The organism is Geodermatophilus obscurus (genome assembly GCF_900143215.1).
Classification (GTDB): domain Bacteria; phylum Actinomycetota; class Actinomycetes; order Mycobacteriales; family Geodermatophilaceae; genus Geodermatophilus; species Geodermatophilus obscurus_A.
The window spans coordinates 153,169-168,020 of the sequence record NZ_FRDM01000006.1; the positions used below are offsets into that span (position 1 = coordinate 153,169).

At 74.8% G+C, this 14,852-nt stretch carries 17 protein-coding genes and 1 riboswitch; of the genes, 6 read left to right on the top strand and 11 right to left on the bottom strand.

Translation table 11 applies throughout. The features are described 5' to 3' along the window. Nucleotides 1-4 precede the first annotated feature (4 nt). A complete protein-coding gene (locus BUB17_RS08650; protein ID WP_083606191.1) occupies nt 5-1,699 on the top strand; it encodes an NAD(P)/FAD-dependent oxidoreductase in 1,695 nt (564 codons plus the stop codon). A gap of 13 nt (nt 1,700-1,712) precedes the next feature. Here the strand turns inward: BUB17_RS08650 and BUB17_RS08655 are convergent, their stop codons facing one another. From BUB17_RS08655 to BUB17_RS08665, 3 genes are read right to left on the bottom strand one after another with little or no spacing between them, the layout of a single operon-like run. After that, nucleotides 1,713-2,621 (bottom strand): carbohydrate kinase family protein, encoded by a 909-nt coding sequence (locus BUB17_RS08655; RefSeq protein WP_175561318.1) that lies wholly within the window; start codon nt 2,619-2,621, stop codon nt 1,713-1,715. Between the two features lie 29 nt (nt 2,622-2,650). Further along, nucleotides 2,651-4,060 (bottom strand): ADP-ribosylglycohydrolase family protein, encoded by a 1,410-nt coding sequence (locus BUB17_RS08660; protein WP_072916476.1) that lies wholly within the window; start codon nt 4,058-4,060, stop codon nt 2,651-2,653. A 34-nt stretch (nt 4,061-4,094) separates the two neighbouring features. Continuing rightward, nucleotides 4,095-4,730, bottom strand: coding sequence for a DUF2238 domain-containing protein (locus tag BUB17_RS08665; protein ID WP_072916479.1), 636 nt, complete (start codon nt 4,728-4,730; stop codon nt 4,095-4,097). 185 nt (nt 4,731-4,915) lie between these two features. Here BUB17_RS08665 and BUB17_RS08670 point away from each other — a divergent pair, with 185 nt between their 5' ends. Continuing rightward, nucleotides 4,916-5,284 carry a hypothetical protein gene (locus BUB17_RS08670; protein ID WP_072916483.1) on the top strand — a complete coding sequence of 123 codons (369 nt, stop codon included), beginning with the start codon at nt 4,916-4,918 and terminating at the stop codon, nt 5,282-5,284. 79 nt (nt 5,285-5,363) lie between these two features. Here the strand turns inward: BUB17_RS08670 and BUB17_RS08675 are convergent, their stop codons facing one another. Then, on the bottom strand, nt 5,364-5,891 hold the full coding sequence (locus BUB17_RS08675) for a C40 family peptidase (RefSeq protein ID WP_072916485.1): 528 nt from the start codon (nt 5,889-5,891) through the stop codon (nt 5,364-5,366). A 12-nt stretch (nt 5,892-5,903) separates the two neighbouring features. Next, nucleotides 5,904-6,037, bottom strand: a riboswitch (cyclic di-AMP (ydaO/yuaA leader). 348 nt (nt 6,038-6,385) lie between these two features. On the opposite strand from BUB17_RS08675, the gene BUB17_RS26730 reads away from it, so the two are divergent. Beyond that, nucleotides 6,386-6,556, top strand: a complete 171-nt coding sequence (locus BUB17_RS26730; RefSeq protein ID WP_175561319.1) for a hypothetical protein — start codon at nt 6,386-6,388, stop codon at nt 6,554-6,556. Nucleotides 6,557-6,626: 70 nt separating this feature from the next. Next, nucleotides 6,627-7,583, top strand: coding sequence for a D-2-hydroxyacid dehydrogenase family protein (locus tag BUB17_RS08680; RefSeq protein WP_208983345.1), 957 nt, complete (start codon nt 6,627-6,629; stop codon nt 7,581-7,583). Nucleotides 7,584-7,595: 12 nt separating this feature from the next. Here the strand turns inward: BUB17_RS08680 and BUB17_RS08685 are convergent, their stop codons facing one another. Next, on the bottom strand, nt 7,596-8,495 hold the full coding sequence (locus BUB17_RS08685) for an SMP-30/gluconolactonase/LRE family protein (RefSeq protein WP_072916488.1): 900 nt from the start codon (nt 8,493-8,495) through the stop codon (nt 7,596-7,598). A 175-nt stretch (nt 8,496-8,670) separates the two neighbouring features. On the opposite strand from BUB17_RS08685, the gene BUB17_RS08690 reads away from it, so the two are divergent. Next, the gene (locus tag BUB17_RS08690; RefSeq protein ID WP_072916490.1) at nt 8,671-9,639 is read left to right on the top strand and encodes a TIGR03557 family F420-dependent LLM class oxidoreductase; all 969 of its coding nucleotides are present in this window, start codon (nt 8,671-8,673) and stop codon (nt 9,637-9,639) included. A 162-nt stretch (nt 9,640-9,801) separates the two neighbouring features. Here the strand turns inward: BUB17_RS08690 and BUB17_RS08695 are convergent, their stop codons facing one another. The 6 genes from BUB17_RS08695 to BUB17_RS08720 all read right to left on the bottom strand — a co-directional run bounded on the left by BUB17_RS08695 (nt 9,802) and on the right by BUB17_RS08720 (nt 14,404). Then, nucleotides 9,802-10,191, bottom strand: coding sequence for an STAS domain-containing protein (locus tag BUB17_RS08695; protein WP_072916494.1), 390 nt, complete (start codon nt 10,189-10,191; stop codon nt 9,802-9,804). Between the two features lie 177 nt (nt 10,192-10,368). After that, nucleotides 10,369-10,878: a hypothetical protein gene (locus tag BUB17_RS08700; RefSeq protein WP_083606175.1), complete on the bottom strand. Its 510-nt coding sequence runs from the start codon at nt 10,876-10,878 to the stop codon at nt 10,369-10,371. After that, on the bottom strand, nt 10,875-11,138 hold the full coding sequence (locus tag BUB17_RS08705; protein WP_072916497.1) for a helix-turn-helix transcriptional regulator: 264 nt from the start codon (nt 11,136-11,138) through the stop codon (nt 10,875-10,877). Before BUB17_RS08705 ends, BUB17_RS08700 begins: the two co-directional genes overlap by 4 nt. Nucleotides 11,139-11,204: 66 nt before the next feature. After that, nucleotides 11,205-12,362 carry an RtcB family protein gene (locus BUB17_RS08710; protein WP_072916499.1) on the bottom strand — a complete coding sequence of 386 codons (1,158 nt, stop codon included), beginning with the start codon at nt 12,360-12,362 and terminating at the stop codon, nt 11,205-11,207. Between the two features lie 93 nt (nt 12,363-12,455). Beyond that, nucleotides 12,456-13,970 (bottom strand): serine/threonine-protein kinase, encoded by a 1,515-nt coding sequence (locus BUB17_RS08715; protein ID WP_072916502.1) that lies wholly within the window; start codon nt 13,968-13,970, stop codon nt 12,456-12,458. 2 nt (nt 13,971-13,972) lie between these two features. Next, a complete protein-coding gene (locus BUB17_RS08720) occupies nt 13,973-14,404 on the bottom strand; it encodes an ATP-binding protein (RefSeq protein ID WP_072916506.1) in 432 nt (143 codons plus the stop codon). 74 nt (nt 14,405-14,478) lie between these two features. Between BUB17_RS08720 and BUB17_RS26735 the strand changes: the two genes are divergently transcribed. Beyond that, nucleotides 14,479-14,829 (top strand): STAS domain-containing protein, encoded by a 351-nt coding sequence (locus BUB17_RS26735; RefSeq protein ID WP_175561320.1) that lies wholly within the window; start codon nt 14,479-14,481, stop codon nt 14,827-14,829. Nucleotides 14,830-14,852: the final 23 nt, after the last annotated feature.

The following is a 14,852-nucleotide window of genomic DNA, read 5'->3' on the forward strand; positions in this document are numbered from 1 at the left end:
GGTCGTGTCGGGAACGCCTGCGCGGCGACCGGACCAGCTGGGCACGAGCACGCCCCTGCTGGTCGCGGTGGACCACGACCCGGACCGGCTGGCCGACGTCGAGCGCGAGCTGCGCAGCCGGTACGAGAGCGACTACCGCGTCTGCTGCCTGTCCTCGATCGACGACGCGTTCGCCACGCTGGAAGACCTCGCGACGGCCGGCGAGCAGGTCGCCCTGGTGCTCGCCGCCGAGGTGGTCGCGGACACGCCCGGCACGACGCTGCTGGGTGAGGTGCGGCGCCTGTTCCCGCAGGCCGAACGCGCCCTGCTGATCCCGTACAGCCACGTCGGGGACCCGGGCACCGCCGATGCGATCTTCGAGGCGATCGCCCGTGGGCGCATCGACCACTGGCTGGTCCGGCCCGCGCCGCCGCGCGACGAGCAGTTCCACCAGTCCGTCGCGAGCTTCCTGCTCGAGTGGGCCGAGTCGCAGCGCGCCGCCCCGCACACGGTCGACGTGGTGGGGGAGGCCTGGGCCGGCCGGGCGTACGAGCTGCGCGAGGTGCTCGGCCGCTGCGCGATGCCGCACCGGTTCCACCTGGCCGGCTCGACCGAGGGGCAGCGGCTCCTGGACGGCGTGGGCGAGTGCCGGTTCCCGCTGATGATCATGCCCGACGGGTCGGTGCTGGAGGACCCCACCGACATCGAGATCGCCAGGGCCGCCGGGACGACGATCGAGCCGGACGGCGACCGCTACGACCTGGTGATCGTCGGCAACGGACCCGCCGGCCTGTCCGCGGGCGTCTACGGCGCCTCCGAGGGACTGCGGACCCTGGTCATCGACTCGGCCGGCCTCGGCGGCCAGGCCACGTCCAGCTCGTCGATCCGCAACTACCTCGGCTTTCCTCGCGGCATCTCCGGCGGCAACCTCGCCCGGCGGGCCTACGAGCAGGCGTGGGTGCTCGGCGCCCGCTTCGCCTTCATGCAGCGGGTCACCCACCTCCGCCGCGAGCGCGACGCGACCGTCCTGGAGCTGGCCCACGGCGGCGTGGTGGCCGGTCGCACCGTCGTCCTGGCGACGGGGGCCAGCTACCGCCGGCTCGGCGTCCCGTCCCTCGAGGAGCTGCACGGTGCCGGCGTCTTCTACGGCGCCGCCGCCTCCGAGGCGCCGCTCGTCTCGGGCGAGGAGGTGTACGTCGTCGGCGGGGCCAACTCCGCCGGGCAGGCCGCCCTGCACCTGGCCCGCTACGCCAAGCGCGTCACCCTCGTGGTGCGCGCCGCATCGCTGGCCGCCGGGATGTCGCACTACCTGGTCCGCGCGGTCGAGGAGGCGCCCAACATCGAGGTCCGGACCGGCACCGAGGTCGTCGACGGCGGTGGCGACGGCTGGCTGGACCACCTGGTGCTGCACGACCGTGCGAGCGGCGAACTGGAACGGGTCTGCGCCTACGCCATCTTCCTGATGATCGGCGCACGGCCGCACACCGAGTGGCTGCCCCCGATCGTCGAGCGGGACCTCGACGGCTTCATCATGACCGGCGCGGACCTCAGTGCCGACGCGCTCCGGGCCTTCGGGCGCCCGCCGGTGCCGCTGGAGACCAGCGTCCCGGGGGTGCTCGCCGTCGGTGACGTCCGGCACGGGTCGGTCAAGCGCGTGGCCTCCGCGGTGGGGGAGGGCTCGATCGCGATCCGCTACGTGCACCAACTGCTCGCGACCTGATCCCTGGCGACGGTCAGGACGGCGGCTGCCCGCCGACCACGCCGGCGACCGCCGCCGCCGCTGCGTGACCGGCCCGGACGGCGTCCAGCACGGGCACCCCGGCGCGCCAGCCGGCCAGCACCCCGGCGGCGAAGGCGTCCCCGCAGCCGGTGGTGTCGCGCAGCCGCCCTCCCGGCAGGGGCTCCACGGGCACCTGCTCCGTGCCGGCCCGCGTTCCCACCCGGGTCGGGTGCGCACCGGCGTGCACCAGCACCAGCTCCGGCGCCCACCCGGGCCGGTGCCCGTCCAGCCCCAGCACCGCAGCCTCGGCCGCGTTGCAGGAGAGCAGGTCCGGCCGCAGCCCGGCGAGCAGGTCGACGTACGCGCCGATCCCGTGACGCTCGATCCGGGTCGCGGCGGCGACGTCGACGCTCACCGGCACCCGGGCGTCGTGCGCCGCGGACGCCGCGGTGCGCACCGCCTCGGGCAAGCGCAGCAGGTCGTAGCCGTCCAGGTGGACGACGGCCGCACCGGCGAACCACTCCGGGCGGACGTCGGCCGGCTCCAGCCCGCCCTCCCCGCGGTCGGTGAGCAACGTCCGCTCCCCGTCCGGGTGCACCAGCACCGTCGACAGCGGCGCCCGGCCGCGGCGCACCACCGCCGTCTCGACACCGCGCTCGGCCAGCGCGGCCAGCAGCCCGTCGGCGAGCGGGTCGGCACCGGCCCAGCCCGCCAGCCGAGCCGGCACACCCAGGCGCGCCAGGTTCGCCGTCACGTTGGCAGGCGCCCCGCCCGCCGTCGTCGTCCGCACCACCCGCTGCTGCCCGCCGACCACCAGGGGCGCGGACAGCTCCAGCAGCTGGTCGGCCACCAGCTTCCCGAGCGCCACCACCGGGCCGGGGCCGGCGCGACGCGGCCACCGGGGAGTCCCCTCGTGCACCACGGACGTCAGGGTGCCCGGTGCAGAACCGGTCAGCCCGGTCGCGGTCCTGCCTGCAGGCGCTGCAGCGCGGCGGTGAAGCTGTCGTTCCACAGCCCCAGGTGCTCCCACCGCTCGGCGACGTGCGCGGTGGCCTCGTCCACCGTCATCCCCCGCTCGCGGACCAGCCAGGCGCGCAGCACCAGGCCGGTGCGCGAGGCGCCGCCGTGGCAGTGCACGAGCAGCCGGTGGCCCTCGGCGCGGAGCGCGGCCATGTCGTCGAGGACGTCGGCCAGCATGGCGTCGAGGTCGGCGTTGTGCTCGTCGTCGGCGATGTAGGCCATCCGGTGCAGCGGATGGGGGAACGGCTCGCCGAGCCGGCACAGCGAGATGACGGCGAAGTCCTGCTCGCTGTACCGGGCGCCGTCGAGGTTGCCCGCCCAGATGCCCGGCAGCACCTCGCGCGGGCCGATCCGCGGGATCACCCCGGGGTCGTAGCTCTGCCGCGCGCCGCCGTCGAGCGCAGCCCCCAACTGCTGCAGGTCGGCCAGCCGCCACACCCGCTCGCCGGAGCCGGGCACCCTGCCGTGCACGACCGACGCCCAGCGCATCGGGATGCCGCCCATCCCGTACACCGCCCCGGCCAGCCCGCCGGCGACGCAGGCGACGGTGTCGGTGTCGCCGCCCAGGTCGATGACCAGCCGCAGCACCTCCGCGAAGTCCCGGCCGTGGCGCAGCGCCCACACCGCCTCGCCGAGCGTCGGCCACACCGCGCCGTTCGACTCGGTCGCGTCCTCGGGAGTCCAGTCCGGGGCCAGCACCGTGGCCCACCGGTCGCGGTGCTCGCCGGCCACCGACTCCAGCGCCGCCGGGATCGCGGCCAGCGGGTCGCCGCCGTCGAGGGCGACCCGCACCAGCTCGTGGAAGACCGCGCAGCCCTCGCCGGCCGACGGGTCGCCGTGGGTGAGCGCCGAGATCCGGCGGGCGGCGTCCATGCTGGCTCCACGGCCGTCGCGGGCGAACCGGATCGCGGCCGGCGTCGTGCGCATCAGCGAGCCGTTGCCGGCCGCGTGTCCCGAGCGGGCGAAGTGCTCGGCCGCGGCGGTGTCCCACGGCAGGCCCGAGCCGAGGACCGCGCGGATCTGGTCGCCGATGCCCGGCGGGTCGGCCGCGGCCCAGGTGCGGAACCGGTCGAACAGGTCGGCCTCGTCCAGCCCGCCGCGCTCGACCAGCGAGCTGGCGACCAGCAGCGCCATCTGCGTGTCGTCGGTGAACTCGCCGGGCTCCTCCCCCGACGACCCGCCGCCGCACATCTCGGTGTGCGTGCCGCGGGCCGGGGTGGGGAAGCGGGCGCTGAACCGGCCGGGCGGGCCGAACTCGAAGGGCGCGCCGAGCGCGTCGCCGACGGCCGAGCCGACCAGCGCGCCGGCGGCGCGGTGCGAGCGGTGCATGCGCAGGGTCACGTGTGCATCGTGCACACGCTCGGAGGACCACCCGTCAGGCGCTGACCTCCTCGTGCGTGTTCACCCCGGGGATGCGCCGCACCGAGCCCCAGCCGTAGCGGGCCCACACGACCAGCAGCGCGGCGCCGGCGAGCGATCCGAGCGTGTCGCGGAAGAGGTCGCCGTTGGTGTCGTCGTTGTCCTCGGAGAGCTGCGTTCCGAACCACGCGTCGGAGCGCCACTCGAACAGCTCCCACAGCGCCCCGACGGCGATGCCCAGGGCCGCGGTCACCACGCCGATGCCGACGTAGTGCCGCAGGTGCGTCTCGTCGCGGGGGTCCGGGACGACGTCCAGCCGGGCGAGGGCGATGTAGACGACCGGGGCCGTGAGCATCGGCAGGGTGAAGTGCACCAGGTCGTCGAACCGGACGAACTCGTCGTAGAGGCCGAACGTCTCGCCGAACCCCTGCAGCGCCATGCCGAGGGTCAGCGACAGGTCGTAGAGCCGGGGCAGGTTCACCAGCCGCGCGACGAGCGTGATGCTGCCCAGCGCGGTCAGGAGCGCAGCCGACCCCCACTGCCCGTTCGCCGCGTACACCGCGGCCCCGGCGAAGATCACCAGCCGGAGGACGTCGATGCCGTCCCTGATCACCGGCGTCCAGTCACCCAGCAGCAGCGTGCGTCCGTCCACACAGCCGGACTACCCGCCGGGAGCGGCGCACGCTCGCCGTTCCCGACGCTGGGTCACCGGAGCCCGCCGTCACCCAGGCGATCGGGGGACCGCGGCGTCCAGGGCGCGCGGACCACAGCGCCCCGGTGCTGCACTGTCCTCAGCCGGCCCGAGCCGGCGAGGGGACCGCAGGACAGGAGCACGGCGTGACCGATCACGAGCTCGAGCCGACCGCCGCGAGCAGCAGCCGGACGGTGCCGTGCAGCAGCCACGCCGCCGGCCACGCCGTCCACCCCACGCACGTGCTGCTCTGCGACAGCGGTCCGGACGACGTCTGGGCTCCGGTCGTCGTCATGGGCGCCGTCGGTGACGTGCTGACCGTGGCCTGCGGCGAGGAGCTCCGCCGCTACCGCAACCACGGCGCCGGCCGGCTGCTGGAGCTGGTCGGCACCACCGGCCCCGACGCGCTGCTCAACGAGCGGTACGACCTGCTCTTCCTGCGCCCCTGGCCGCAGGACGCCGCAGCGGTGTTCTCGCTGCAACCGGCCGATCAGCCGCCGCACCCCTGCCGCTGACGGCCCGTCGAGACCGCCGATCCCGCCCGGCTCCAGCGTCGTGGCCGTGCGGGATCGGCGATCTCGCCGCGTCCAGGGGTCAGGCGACCCGGCGGGCGCCCGCGTAGCTCGGCATCGAGTCGAGGTTCGTGACCGCCACCGGCTTGCCGGCGCTGGAGGAGTGCACCATCAGGCCGTTGCCGATGTACATGCCGACGTGCGAGACCGGGCTGTAGAAGAACACCAGGTCACCGGGCTTGAGGTCGCCCTTCGACACCGGGGTGCCGAACGTCGACTGGGCCTTCGAGGTGCGCGGGATGGAGACGCCGGCCGCCTTGTAGGCGAAGCTGGTCAGCCCCGAGCAGTCGAACCGGTCGGGACCGGTCGCGCCGTAGAGGTACATGTCACCGCGCTGGGCCAGCGCGGTGTCGACGGCCTTCTGGGCGGCGCTGCTGGACGCGGCGCTGCTGGACGCGGCGACCGGGGCTGCGGCGAGCGCCGGACCGGTGGCGCCACCCACAGCGGCCGAGGCCGGGAGGGGGGAGAGGGCGATCCCGGCGCCGGCGATGGCGGCGACGGCGACACCGCGGAACGAGCGACGAGCGAAGGACGTGCGGGCAGTCGTCATCGACGACGGTTCTCCTGTTCTCCACGACCGCCTACCGGGTTAGCTGACGGGTTCGGACGGGGGAGTCGCCCGGCGCGACGAGGTCGCGCTTCACCCCAGTGCTGCGGTGGGTCCCCGGCCCGCGCACCGGTCGGTGACCGGCACACGGTTCGGCGGCGTCCGGCGGGTGTCACCAGGCAGGCGACGAACGGCCCTACGGACGGCGGGAACGGTAGGTGCGGCTCGTCCACTGCGACAAAGTCGGGCGGGTCCTCCGGACGGCGTCTCCCACCGAACCGCGAATCGCCGTGCCGACCAGCGCGAACGGCTCCGGTGGACCAAAGACCCTGTTCGCGAACCTGCAGGTCAGGAGGCTGTCGGGGACTTCGGCCACATCCGGAGCGTCCGAACACCAGGTAACGGTGAGATAACGGTCAGCTGAGGGTCGGGTGAGCGGTTGGACCGCTCCGCCATCGGGCACGACCACGGGAACCGGATCGAGGAGGGACGAGGACATGGCTGGCATGTTGAGGAAGGTCCTGGCGTCGGGGCTCGCGGCGAAGGTCATCCAGGAGGCCCGCAAGCCGCACAACCAGGCCAAGATCAAGGAGTTCATCGCCAAGATGGGCGAGCAGAACAAGAAGCAGGGCGGCGGCCGGGGCTACGGCCGCGGGCCGGTGCGCTGACCGTCCCGCACTGACCGCACGGCGGCCCCCGGCTCGCACCGGGCGGGGGCCGCCGTCATGCTCGGGGACCGTGCTGCGCATCGCCGTCCTCGACGACTTCCAGTCCGTGTCCGGGACGTTCGCCGACTGGTCGCGGCTGCCCGGGGCGGCCGAGGTCGTGGCCTTCGCCGACCACCTCGACGACGAGGACGCCGTCGCCGAGCGGCTGGCCGGGTTCGACGTCGTCGTCGCCATGCGCGAGCGCACCCCGGTCCCGCGCAGCCTCCTCGAGCGGCTCCCGCGGCTGCGGCTGCTGGTGACCACCGGTGCCCGCAACGCCGCCATCGACGTCGCCGCGGCCGCCGAGCGCGGCGTGACCGTCTGCGGCACCGGCGCCCACCCCACCGGCCCGGTCGAGCTGACCTGGGCGCTCATCCTGGCCGTCGCCCGGCACGTCCCGGAGGAGGACGCCGGACTGCGGGCCGGCGGCTGGCAGCGCACCGTCGGCACCGACCTCGCCGGAGCCACCCTCGGCGTGGTGGGCCTGGGCCGGCTCGGCACCCGGGTCGCCCGCATCGGCTCGGCGTTCGGCATGGACGTCGTCGCCTGGAGCCAGCACCTGACCGACGAGCGCGCCGCCGAGGCCGGCGTCCGCCGCGTCGAGCGCGACGAGCTGTTCGCCACCGCCGACGTCGTCACCGTCCACCTGGTGCTCTCCGACCGCACCCGCGGGCTGGTCGGCCGCGACGAGCTCGCCCGCATGCAGCGCAGCGCGATCCTGGTGAACACCTCACGCGGGCCGATCGTCGACGAGGCCGCCCTCGTCGAGGCCCTGTCCGCGGGCCGCATCGCCGGCGCCGGCCTCGACGTCTACGACCGCGAGCCGCTCCCCGCCGACTCGCCGCTGCGCAGGGCGCCGCGCACCGTGCTCACCCCGCACCTGGGCTACGTCACCCGCGACACCTACCGCGTCTTCTACGGCGACGCCGTCGAGGACGTCGCCGCCTTCCTCCGCGGCGAGCCGGTGCGGGTCATCGCCCCCGCGTGACCCCCGCCGCGGCTACGGCCGCCCGGCCTGCGGCACGTCGACCTCGGTCGCCACCAGCACCGCCTCGCGCACCGGCGCCCGGTTGTGCTCGTAGAAGTCCGGCGCGCAGCACATCAGCAGCGTGCGACCGTCGTCCCCGCCGAGCATGCAGGCGAAGACGCCGAGCCCTTCCGGCGCGGCGACCTCGTCGACGATCGCGCCGCCCTCGGCGACCCGCACCACCCGGCCGCCGACCGCGTCGGCCGCCCAGACGTACCCCTCGGCGTCCAGCGTGCAGCCGTCCGGCGCCACCGTGAGCTGGCCGAGCACCTCCTCGGTGGTCCGGCCGGTCACCTCCGGCCCGAGCGGCCCCCACACGCGCCGGTTGGTGAGCGCGCCGTCGGCGCCGAGGTCGAAGGCGGTGTACCGGTTGCCGAGGGTCTCGCCGACGACGAGCGTGCCGCCGTCCGGCGGGATCACCATCCCGTTGGGGAACTGCAACCCGTCCGCGGCGACCGACACCGTGCCGTCGGGGTCGATGCGCTTCAGGGACGCGGTCCGGGCGTCCCCGCCGCCCATCAGGTCGAAGCCGAAGTCGCCGACGAACACCTGCCCTGCGTCGGTGACCACCAGGTCGTTGAGGTGCCCGCCGCAGTGCTCGGTCAGGTCGGCGTGGGTGGACAGGGTCCCGTCGGCGTACCGCAGCACGCGGTGGTCCTTCATCGACACGATCACCAGCGACCCGTCGGGCAGCCAGCCCAGCCCCGAGGGTTGGCCCGCCACCTCGACGACGACGATCTCCGCGCCGTCCGGCGTCACCCGGCTGACCGTGCGCCGGTAGAAGTCCGACACCCACCAGCTGCCCTCGTGCCAGCGTGGGCCCTCGAAGAACCCGCCACCCTCCAGAACCGTCCTGAGCTGCTGCTCCGCCATGGCCGGGACCCTAGGTGACGCCGCGTCCGCACCGACGGGATGGTCGGGACGGCCGCCGCCCGGGTGCCGGGAGCCGTCCCGGCCGACCGGACCGGGCGGTCCGGCGCGCCGTTTCCGCACCTGACCGGCAGGGCAGGCCCCCGCGGACCCGCACCCGACAGTGAGGACGACGACCATGCAGGTCGGCTACAAGCTCGCGACCGAGGCCTTCGGACCGGACGAGCTCGTCCGCCAGACGGTCCGCGCCGAACAGGCGGGCTTCGACTTCGTCGAGATGAGCGATCACTTCCACCCGTGGCTCGACGTCCAGGGCCACAGCTCGTTCACCTGGTCGGTGCTCGGCGCGATGGCGGCGCGGACCGAGCGGATCGGCCTGGCCACCGGCGTCACCTGCCCGATGATCCGCTACCACCCGGCCGTGATCGCCCAGGCCGCGGCGACGGTGCAGCTCCTCTCGGGCAACCGCTTCACCCTCGGCATCGGCTCCGGCGAGCGGCTCAACGAGCACGTGGTGGGCGCCGGCTGGCCGGCGGTGCGCACGCGGCACGCGATGCTGCGCGAGGCGCTGGAGATCATCCGGCTGCTGTGGCAGGGCGGCTACCAGTCCTACGACGGGCGGTACCTGCAGCTGGAGGACGCCCGCCTCTTCGACCTGCCCGACCAGCTGCCGGTCATCGCGGTGGCCTCCGGCGGGCACAACGCCTCCGCCATCGCCGCCGAGCTCGGCGACGGGCTGTTCGCCACCGAGCCGCGCAGCGACCTGGTGGAGGCCTACCGGGACGCCGGCGGCTCGGGCCCGCGTTACGCCGAGGTGCCCATGGCGTGGGCGGCCGACGAGGACTCCGCCGTCCAGGCCGCCCTGGAGACCGCCCGCTGGGCGGTCACCGGCTGGAAGGTGATGAGCGAGCTGCCGAACCCGGTCAACTTCGACGCGGCCAGCGCCACGGTGAAGCCCGAGGACATCCGGCAGCAGTTCTCCGTCGGTCCGGACCTCGACGCGCACGTGCAGCAGGCGCAGCCCTACGCGGACGCCGGCTTCGACCACCTGGTGCTGCAGAACACCGGCCCGGACCCCGACGGCTTCCTCGACGTGTGCGAGCGCGAGCTCATCGAGCGGGTCCGGGGGCTTACCCCGTCGTCCTGAGGAAGGACCCCGTCCTCCTCGTGAAGGACCCCCTTGCCCCCCGCCACTCGCAAGCTCACGGCGGGACCCTGCAAGAGGGCCTCAGGGCTCGCGGCGAGCCTCGGGACGGGGCCGAGCCGGCGTCCGGGTCGGACGCCGGCCGGCCGCGGCGGGGGAGCGTCCTCAGGCCACGCCGAGGGGGACCCGGCTCCGGGCGGACCGCGCCGCCGGCTCGTCGAGCAGGTGCCCCATGCCCACCGCGCGCAGCAGGCGCGCGGTGAAGGGTGCGGGTTCGACCAGCTGCAGGGTGCAGCCCCGGCTGCCGGCCAGGGCCTCCCCGGCGGCGAGCACCCGCAGCCCCTCGGCGTCGCAGAAGGTGATGCCCGAGGTGTCGACGGTCCAGGTGCGGTGGCAGGTCAGGGACAGCGCTTCCAGGGCGTCGCCCAGCCGGTGGGCGACGGCGCGGTCGAGCTCTCCGGCGGCCGTGATCCGGCCGGTCTGCAGGTCGATGGAGAGCAGCAGCGGGCGGGAACGGTCCTCGACCCGGCGCCCCGTCGTGTCACGTGCGCGCATGGAGTCCCCCTTGCGGGACGACGGGCCAGCCGCTGCCGACCGACGACGTCCCCACGTACGAGCGTGTCAGGCCAGCTCTTCGACCTGTTCCAGACGTTAACAGCGTCCGGCGAAAACCGCTGGTGGACAATGGAATGGCCCATCACCGGAACGTTCCGACACGCCGTTCGAGCCGGATCAGGCCTCCTCGCTCCGCGTGCGGCGCCGGGCGCGCAGGCCGCTCGCCAGCAGCCACAGCGTCCCGGCCGCGCCGCCCACCGCGGCGCCCTGGGCCAGCCCGCCGACGAACCCGTCCGACGGTGCGGCCCGGACCACACCGGTGAGGAACAGGGCCAGGAGCACCAGGTAGGGGACCAGCCGCAGCCGCAGGACTCCGGCCGGGTCCTCCACGCGGACACCCAAGCGCTGGGCGTAGGAGACGGTCACCCAGGAGGTGACGCCGGCGAGGAGGGCGAAGACCGCGAGCGCGTACGGCAGTGCGGTGGCCCCGCCCAGCCACACCATCGCCGCGGCCAGGGCCAGGCCCAGCCACAGCGCCACCTGCAGCCCGACCGCGCAGGCCTCGTTCCAGACGTCGCGCTGGCGCTCCTCCTCGTAGAAGGGGTGGTCCAGGTCGCCGACCACCCCGGCCGCGCGCAGGAACCAGCCGTTCCGTCCATCGGGCTGCACGTCGTCGTCCCCGCTCACCGGCCCACCTCCACGTCGGTCTCCCGCCCGGACCGGTCGGCCCCGGGCTGCTCGCCGAACAGCTGCTCGACGGTGCGGCCGAGGCGGGCGGCGATGGCGAGCGCGAGGTACACGGAGGGCGCGTAGTCCCCCGCCTCGACCGCCACCACCGTCTGCCGCGTCACCCCGACGGCGCCCGCCAGATCGGCCTGGGTCAGCCCCGACGCGGTGCGGGCCGCGCGCACCGCGTTGCGCCGCCCCTTCGCCGAGGTCCGTCCCACGGCGGTAAGTGTCGGGTCTACTGGACATCAAGTCAAGTAGACCCGACACGGCAGACGGTCGGCGGGTCAGTCGCCCTTGACGTTGACCACCTGGTGCAGCGTGTGCCGCACCTCCACCAGGTCGGCCGCGTCGGCCATGACCCGGTCGATGGGCTTGTACGCGTCGGGGTGCTCGTCGAGGAAGGCGTCCGAGCGGCCCCAGGCGATGCCTCTCATCCGCCGGTCGAGGTCGGCACGGGTGAACATCCGCCGCGCGGCACTCCGCGAGTGGTTGCGCCCGGCGCCGTGCGGTGCCGAGGTCAGCGACTCGACGTCGCCCTTGCCGACGACGACGTAGGACGCCGCGCCCATCGAGCCGGGGATCAGCCCCCACTGGCCGGTCCGCGCGGAGATCGCGCCCTTGCGGGAGAGCCACACCTCGGAGCCGTAGTGGGTCTCCCGCTCGGTGTAGTTGTGGTGGCACTGCACGACCTGCGCCCGGTGCACCTCCTCGCCGAGGAACCGGGAGACCTGCTCGGCGAGGCGGTCCATCATCTCCTCGCGGTTGAGGGCGGCGAACCGCTGCGCCCAGTGCAGCGCCTCGACGTAGGCGTCGAACTCCGCCGTCCCCTCCTCCAGGTAGGCCAGGTCGCGGTCGGGCAGGTCCATGTCGCGGCAGCGCTCCTGAGCCACCCGGATGTGCCTGGACGCCAGCCGGTTGCCCACGCCGCGCGAGCCGGAGTGCAGGAAGAGCCACACCCGGTCGTCCTCGTCGAGGCAGACCTCGATGAAGTGGTTGCCCGAACCGAGGGAGCCCAGCTGCAGCGGCCAGTTGTGCGCGTCGCCGTCGGCCTGCGCGGCACCCGGCAGGTCGCGCAGCTCCTCGGCCCGCGCCGCCGCCGTCCCGCGCAGCTTCTTGTTGTGGCGGCCGGCCGACAGCGGGATCGCCCGCGAGATCTGCTCGTGCAGCGTCGCCAGGTTCCGGCCGCGGACGTGGTCCCCGGTGAACTGGGTGCGCACGGCCGTCATCCCGCAGCCGATGTCGACCCCCACGGCCGCCGGGATGATCGCGTGGTCGGTCGGGATCACCGAGCCGACGGTCGCCCCGAGCCCGAGGTGCGCGTCGGGCATCAGCGCCACGTGCGGGTGGATGAAGGGCATCGAGGCGGTGCGCTCGGCCTGCGTGCGAGTGGTCGGCTCGAGGATCGACGCCCAGTTGAGCAGCCGGTCGCTGATCTTCTCCATGCTCCTCGTCCTGGCCCTCTCGTCCGGGTGCGGAACGCGGCGGGGGAGCGCGTCCGCGCCGCCGTCGACCCCCGCACTACCCGGTCGGGACGGTCAGTCGTCGTCCTTGTCGCGACCGCGCCCGCGGTCCCCGTTCTTCTCCTTGCCCTTCCCGCGGTCCCCGTCGTCGCTCACCGACCCGGAGGTCGGCACGGTGGGAGGCGCCGGTGCCGGCGGGGACGGAGGCGGTGGGGCGACCGCGTGGGTGACCGTCACCGTCGTCCCGACCGGGAGGTCGCCGGTCGGCGCGAGCGCGAGGACCTGTCCGGTGGGGACGTCGGCCCGCTCGACGGCGACCAGCGCGACCGGCAGGTCCAGGCCGGTGAGCCACGCCTGCACCTCGGCCACCGACGAACCGACGTGCTCGGCCGCGACCACCCGGACGAAGGGGCTCGTGGGTCGCGGCGCCGCGGACGTCACCGGCGCGGTCGTGGCCGGAGCGGCCGCCGGGGCGGCGGGAGCCGGCACGTCGCGCGAGCCGAGCACCAGCCCGGTGACGACCAGCGCGCTGGCCACCAGCCCGACGAGCACCGGCACCACCAGCCGGCGCACCCGGCCGCGGTCGTCGACCTCCTCGACCTCCCCGGCGTCCTCGTCGTCGAGCCCGGGGAGGACCGGGCCGACGGCGGTGGCCGCGACCGGGCCGACCGGCAGCGTCGCGGTGACCGGCTGCTGTGCGGGGACGACGGGCAGCACGCGGGTCGCCGTCCGCTCGTCCTCCGGCTCGGGGGCGCGGCCCGCGACGGCCTCGGCCACCGCCGCACCCAGCGCGGCGCCGTCCGGGATCCGCCCGGCCGGATCGGTGGCGAGGGTGCGCTCGACCAGCGCGCGGACCGGTGCGGGGACGTCGGCCGGCAGTGGCGCGGGCGTCTCCGCGACCCGCCGCATCGCGACCTCGACCGGGTCCGGCCCGTCGAAGGGACGGCGGCCGGCGAGGCACTCGTAGGCGACCGTGCCCCACGCGTAGACGTCGACGGCGGGGGTGGCCCGCTGCCCCTGCACCAGCTCGGGGGCGAGGTACTGCACCGTCCCGACGACGTGGCCGGTGCGGGTGACGGTGGCGTTCGCGGCCGACCAGGCGATGCCGAAGTCGGTGATCTTCACGGTGCCGTCGGGGCGGACCAGCAGGTTGGCCGGCTTCACGTCGCGGTGCACGATCCCGGCCGCGTGGGCGGCGCCCAGCCCGGCGGCGACCTGGCCGAGCAGCCGCAGCGTCCGCTCCGGTGCCAGCCGGCCCTCGCGCCGGAGCACCGCCGACAGCGGCTCGCCGTCGACCAGCTCCATGACCAGGTAGACCAGCCGGTCGCCGCCGGGGGACGCCGGCTCGGACTCCCCGTAGTCGTGCAGGACGGCGACGTTCGGGTGGGTGAGCCCGGCCGACAGGCGCGCCTCGGTGCGGAAGCGGGTCAGGAACACCGGGTCGCCGGTGTACTCGCTCTTGAGCACCTTGGCCGCCACCTCGCGACCGAGCACCCGGTCCTGCGCGCGCCACACCTCGCCCATGCCGCCGGTCGCGATGAGCGACCGGAGCTCGTAGCGGTCCTGGAGGACGTCCCCTGCGGCCGCCATGCTCAGACGGGGTCGACCAGGCGCAGTGGCGGGTGCGGCGTCAGCCGCTTCTCCAGCGTGACCCGGTGCCGCCCGTCGGCCTCGTGCCGGAAGTCCAGCCGGTCGACCAGCGCCTGCATGAGCCGCAGGCCGCGGCCGTCCTCCAGCGGCGAGTGCTCGCCGCCCTCGGCGAGAGTGCTCGGGTCGAAGCCCTCGCCGTCGTCGACGACGCTGATCCGGCACAGCCGGTCGTCGATGGCCACCGCGACCTCGTACAGGGTGTGCTCCCCGGCGTGCTGGACGACGTTGGCGCAGGCCTCGGTGAGCGCCAGCGAGATCTCGTCGACCACCGTGCCCTCGACACCCAGGTGCTCCAGTGCCTGGCGGCAGAGCCCGCGGATGAGGGGGACGCTGCCGGTGTCCACCGGTAGGTGGACGGCGAAGGCGATGTCCATGCCAGGTCCACCCCTCCCGCCCGAAGGCATCTAGGCTGCTCGGGTTCCAACGTCGTCGATGGGAGGACCGAGCGGTGCAGTTCGACGTCGAACCGACGACGGTCCTCGGACGGCCGGCGCTGACAGTACGCGGCGAACTGGACATCGCGACCGCTCCGCGCCTCGCGGAGGCCGTCGAGTCCCAGCTGTCCCAGCAGCCGCAGTCCCTGGTCGTCGACCTGACCGACACGACGTTCCTGGACAGCTCGGGCGCGCGGCAGCTGGCGCGCATCGCCCGCCGCGCCGCCGCCGACGGGGTCTCCCTCGAGGTGGTCTGCCCCCGCGCCAACCGGCCGGTGCGGCTGGTGGTCGACCTGCTGGAGCTGCGGGCGCTGGTGCCGATCGTCGAGTCGCCGAGCCTGACGGACGATGGAGTCGGTCCGTAGGGTCGGCCGGCGATGACGCTGAC

What these genes read in the sequence shown, in the direction of transcription:
- BUB17_RS08675 (WP_072916485.1), bottom strand. Translation starts at nt 5,891, where the DNA reads ATGACGACTGCCCGCACGTCCTTCGCTCGTCGCTCGTTCCGCGGTGTC.
- BUB17_RS26730 (WP_175561319.1), top strand. Translation starts at nt 6,386, where the DNA reads ATGGCTGGCATGTTGAGGAAGGTCCTGGCGTCGGGGCTCGCGGCGAAG.
- BUB17_RS08685 (WP_072916488.1), bottom strand. Translation starts at nt 8,495, where the DNA reads ATGGCGGAGCAGCAGCTCAGGACGGTTCTGGAGGGTGGCGGGTTCTTC.
- BUB17_RS08690 (WP_072916490.1), top strand. Translation starts at nt 8,671, where the DNA reads ATGCAGGTCGGCTACAAGCTCGCGACCGAGGCCTTCGGACCGGACGAG.
- BUB17_RS08695 (WP_072916494.1), bottom strand. Translation starts at nt 10,191, where the DNA reads ATGCGCGCACGTGACACGACGGGGCGCCGGGTCGAGGACCGTTCCCGC.
- BUB17_RS08710 (WP_072916499.1), bottom strand. Translation starts at nt 12,362, where the DNA reads ATGGAGAAGATCAGCGACCGGCTGCTCAACTGGGCGTCGATCCTCGAG.
- BUB17_RS08715 (WP_072916502.1), bottom strand. Translation starts at nt 13,970, where the DNA reads ATGGCGGCCGCAGGGGACGTCCTCCAGGACCGCTACGAGCTCCGGTCG.
- BUB17_RS08720 (WP_072916506.1), bottom strand. Translation starts at nt 14,404, where the DNA reads ATGGACATCGCCTTCGCCGTCCACCTACCGGTGGACACCGGCAGCGTC.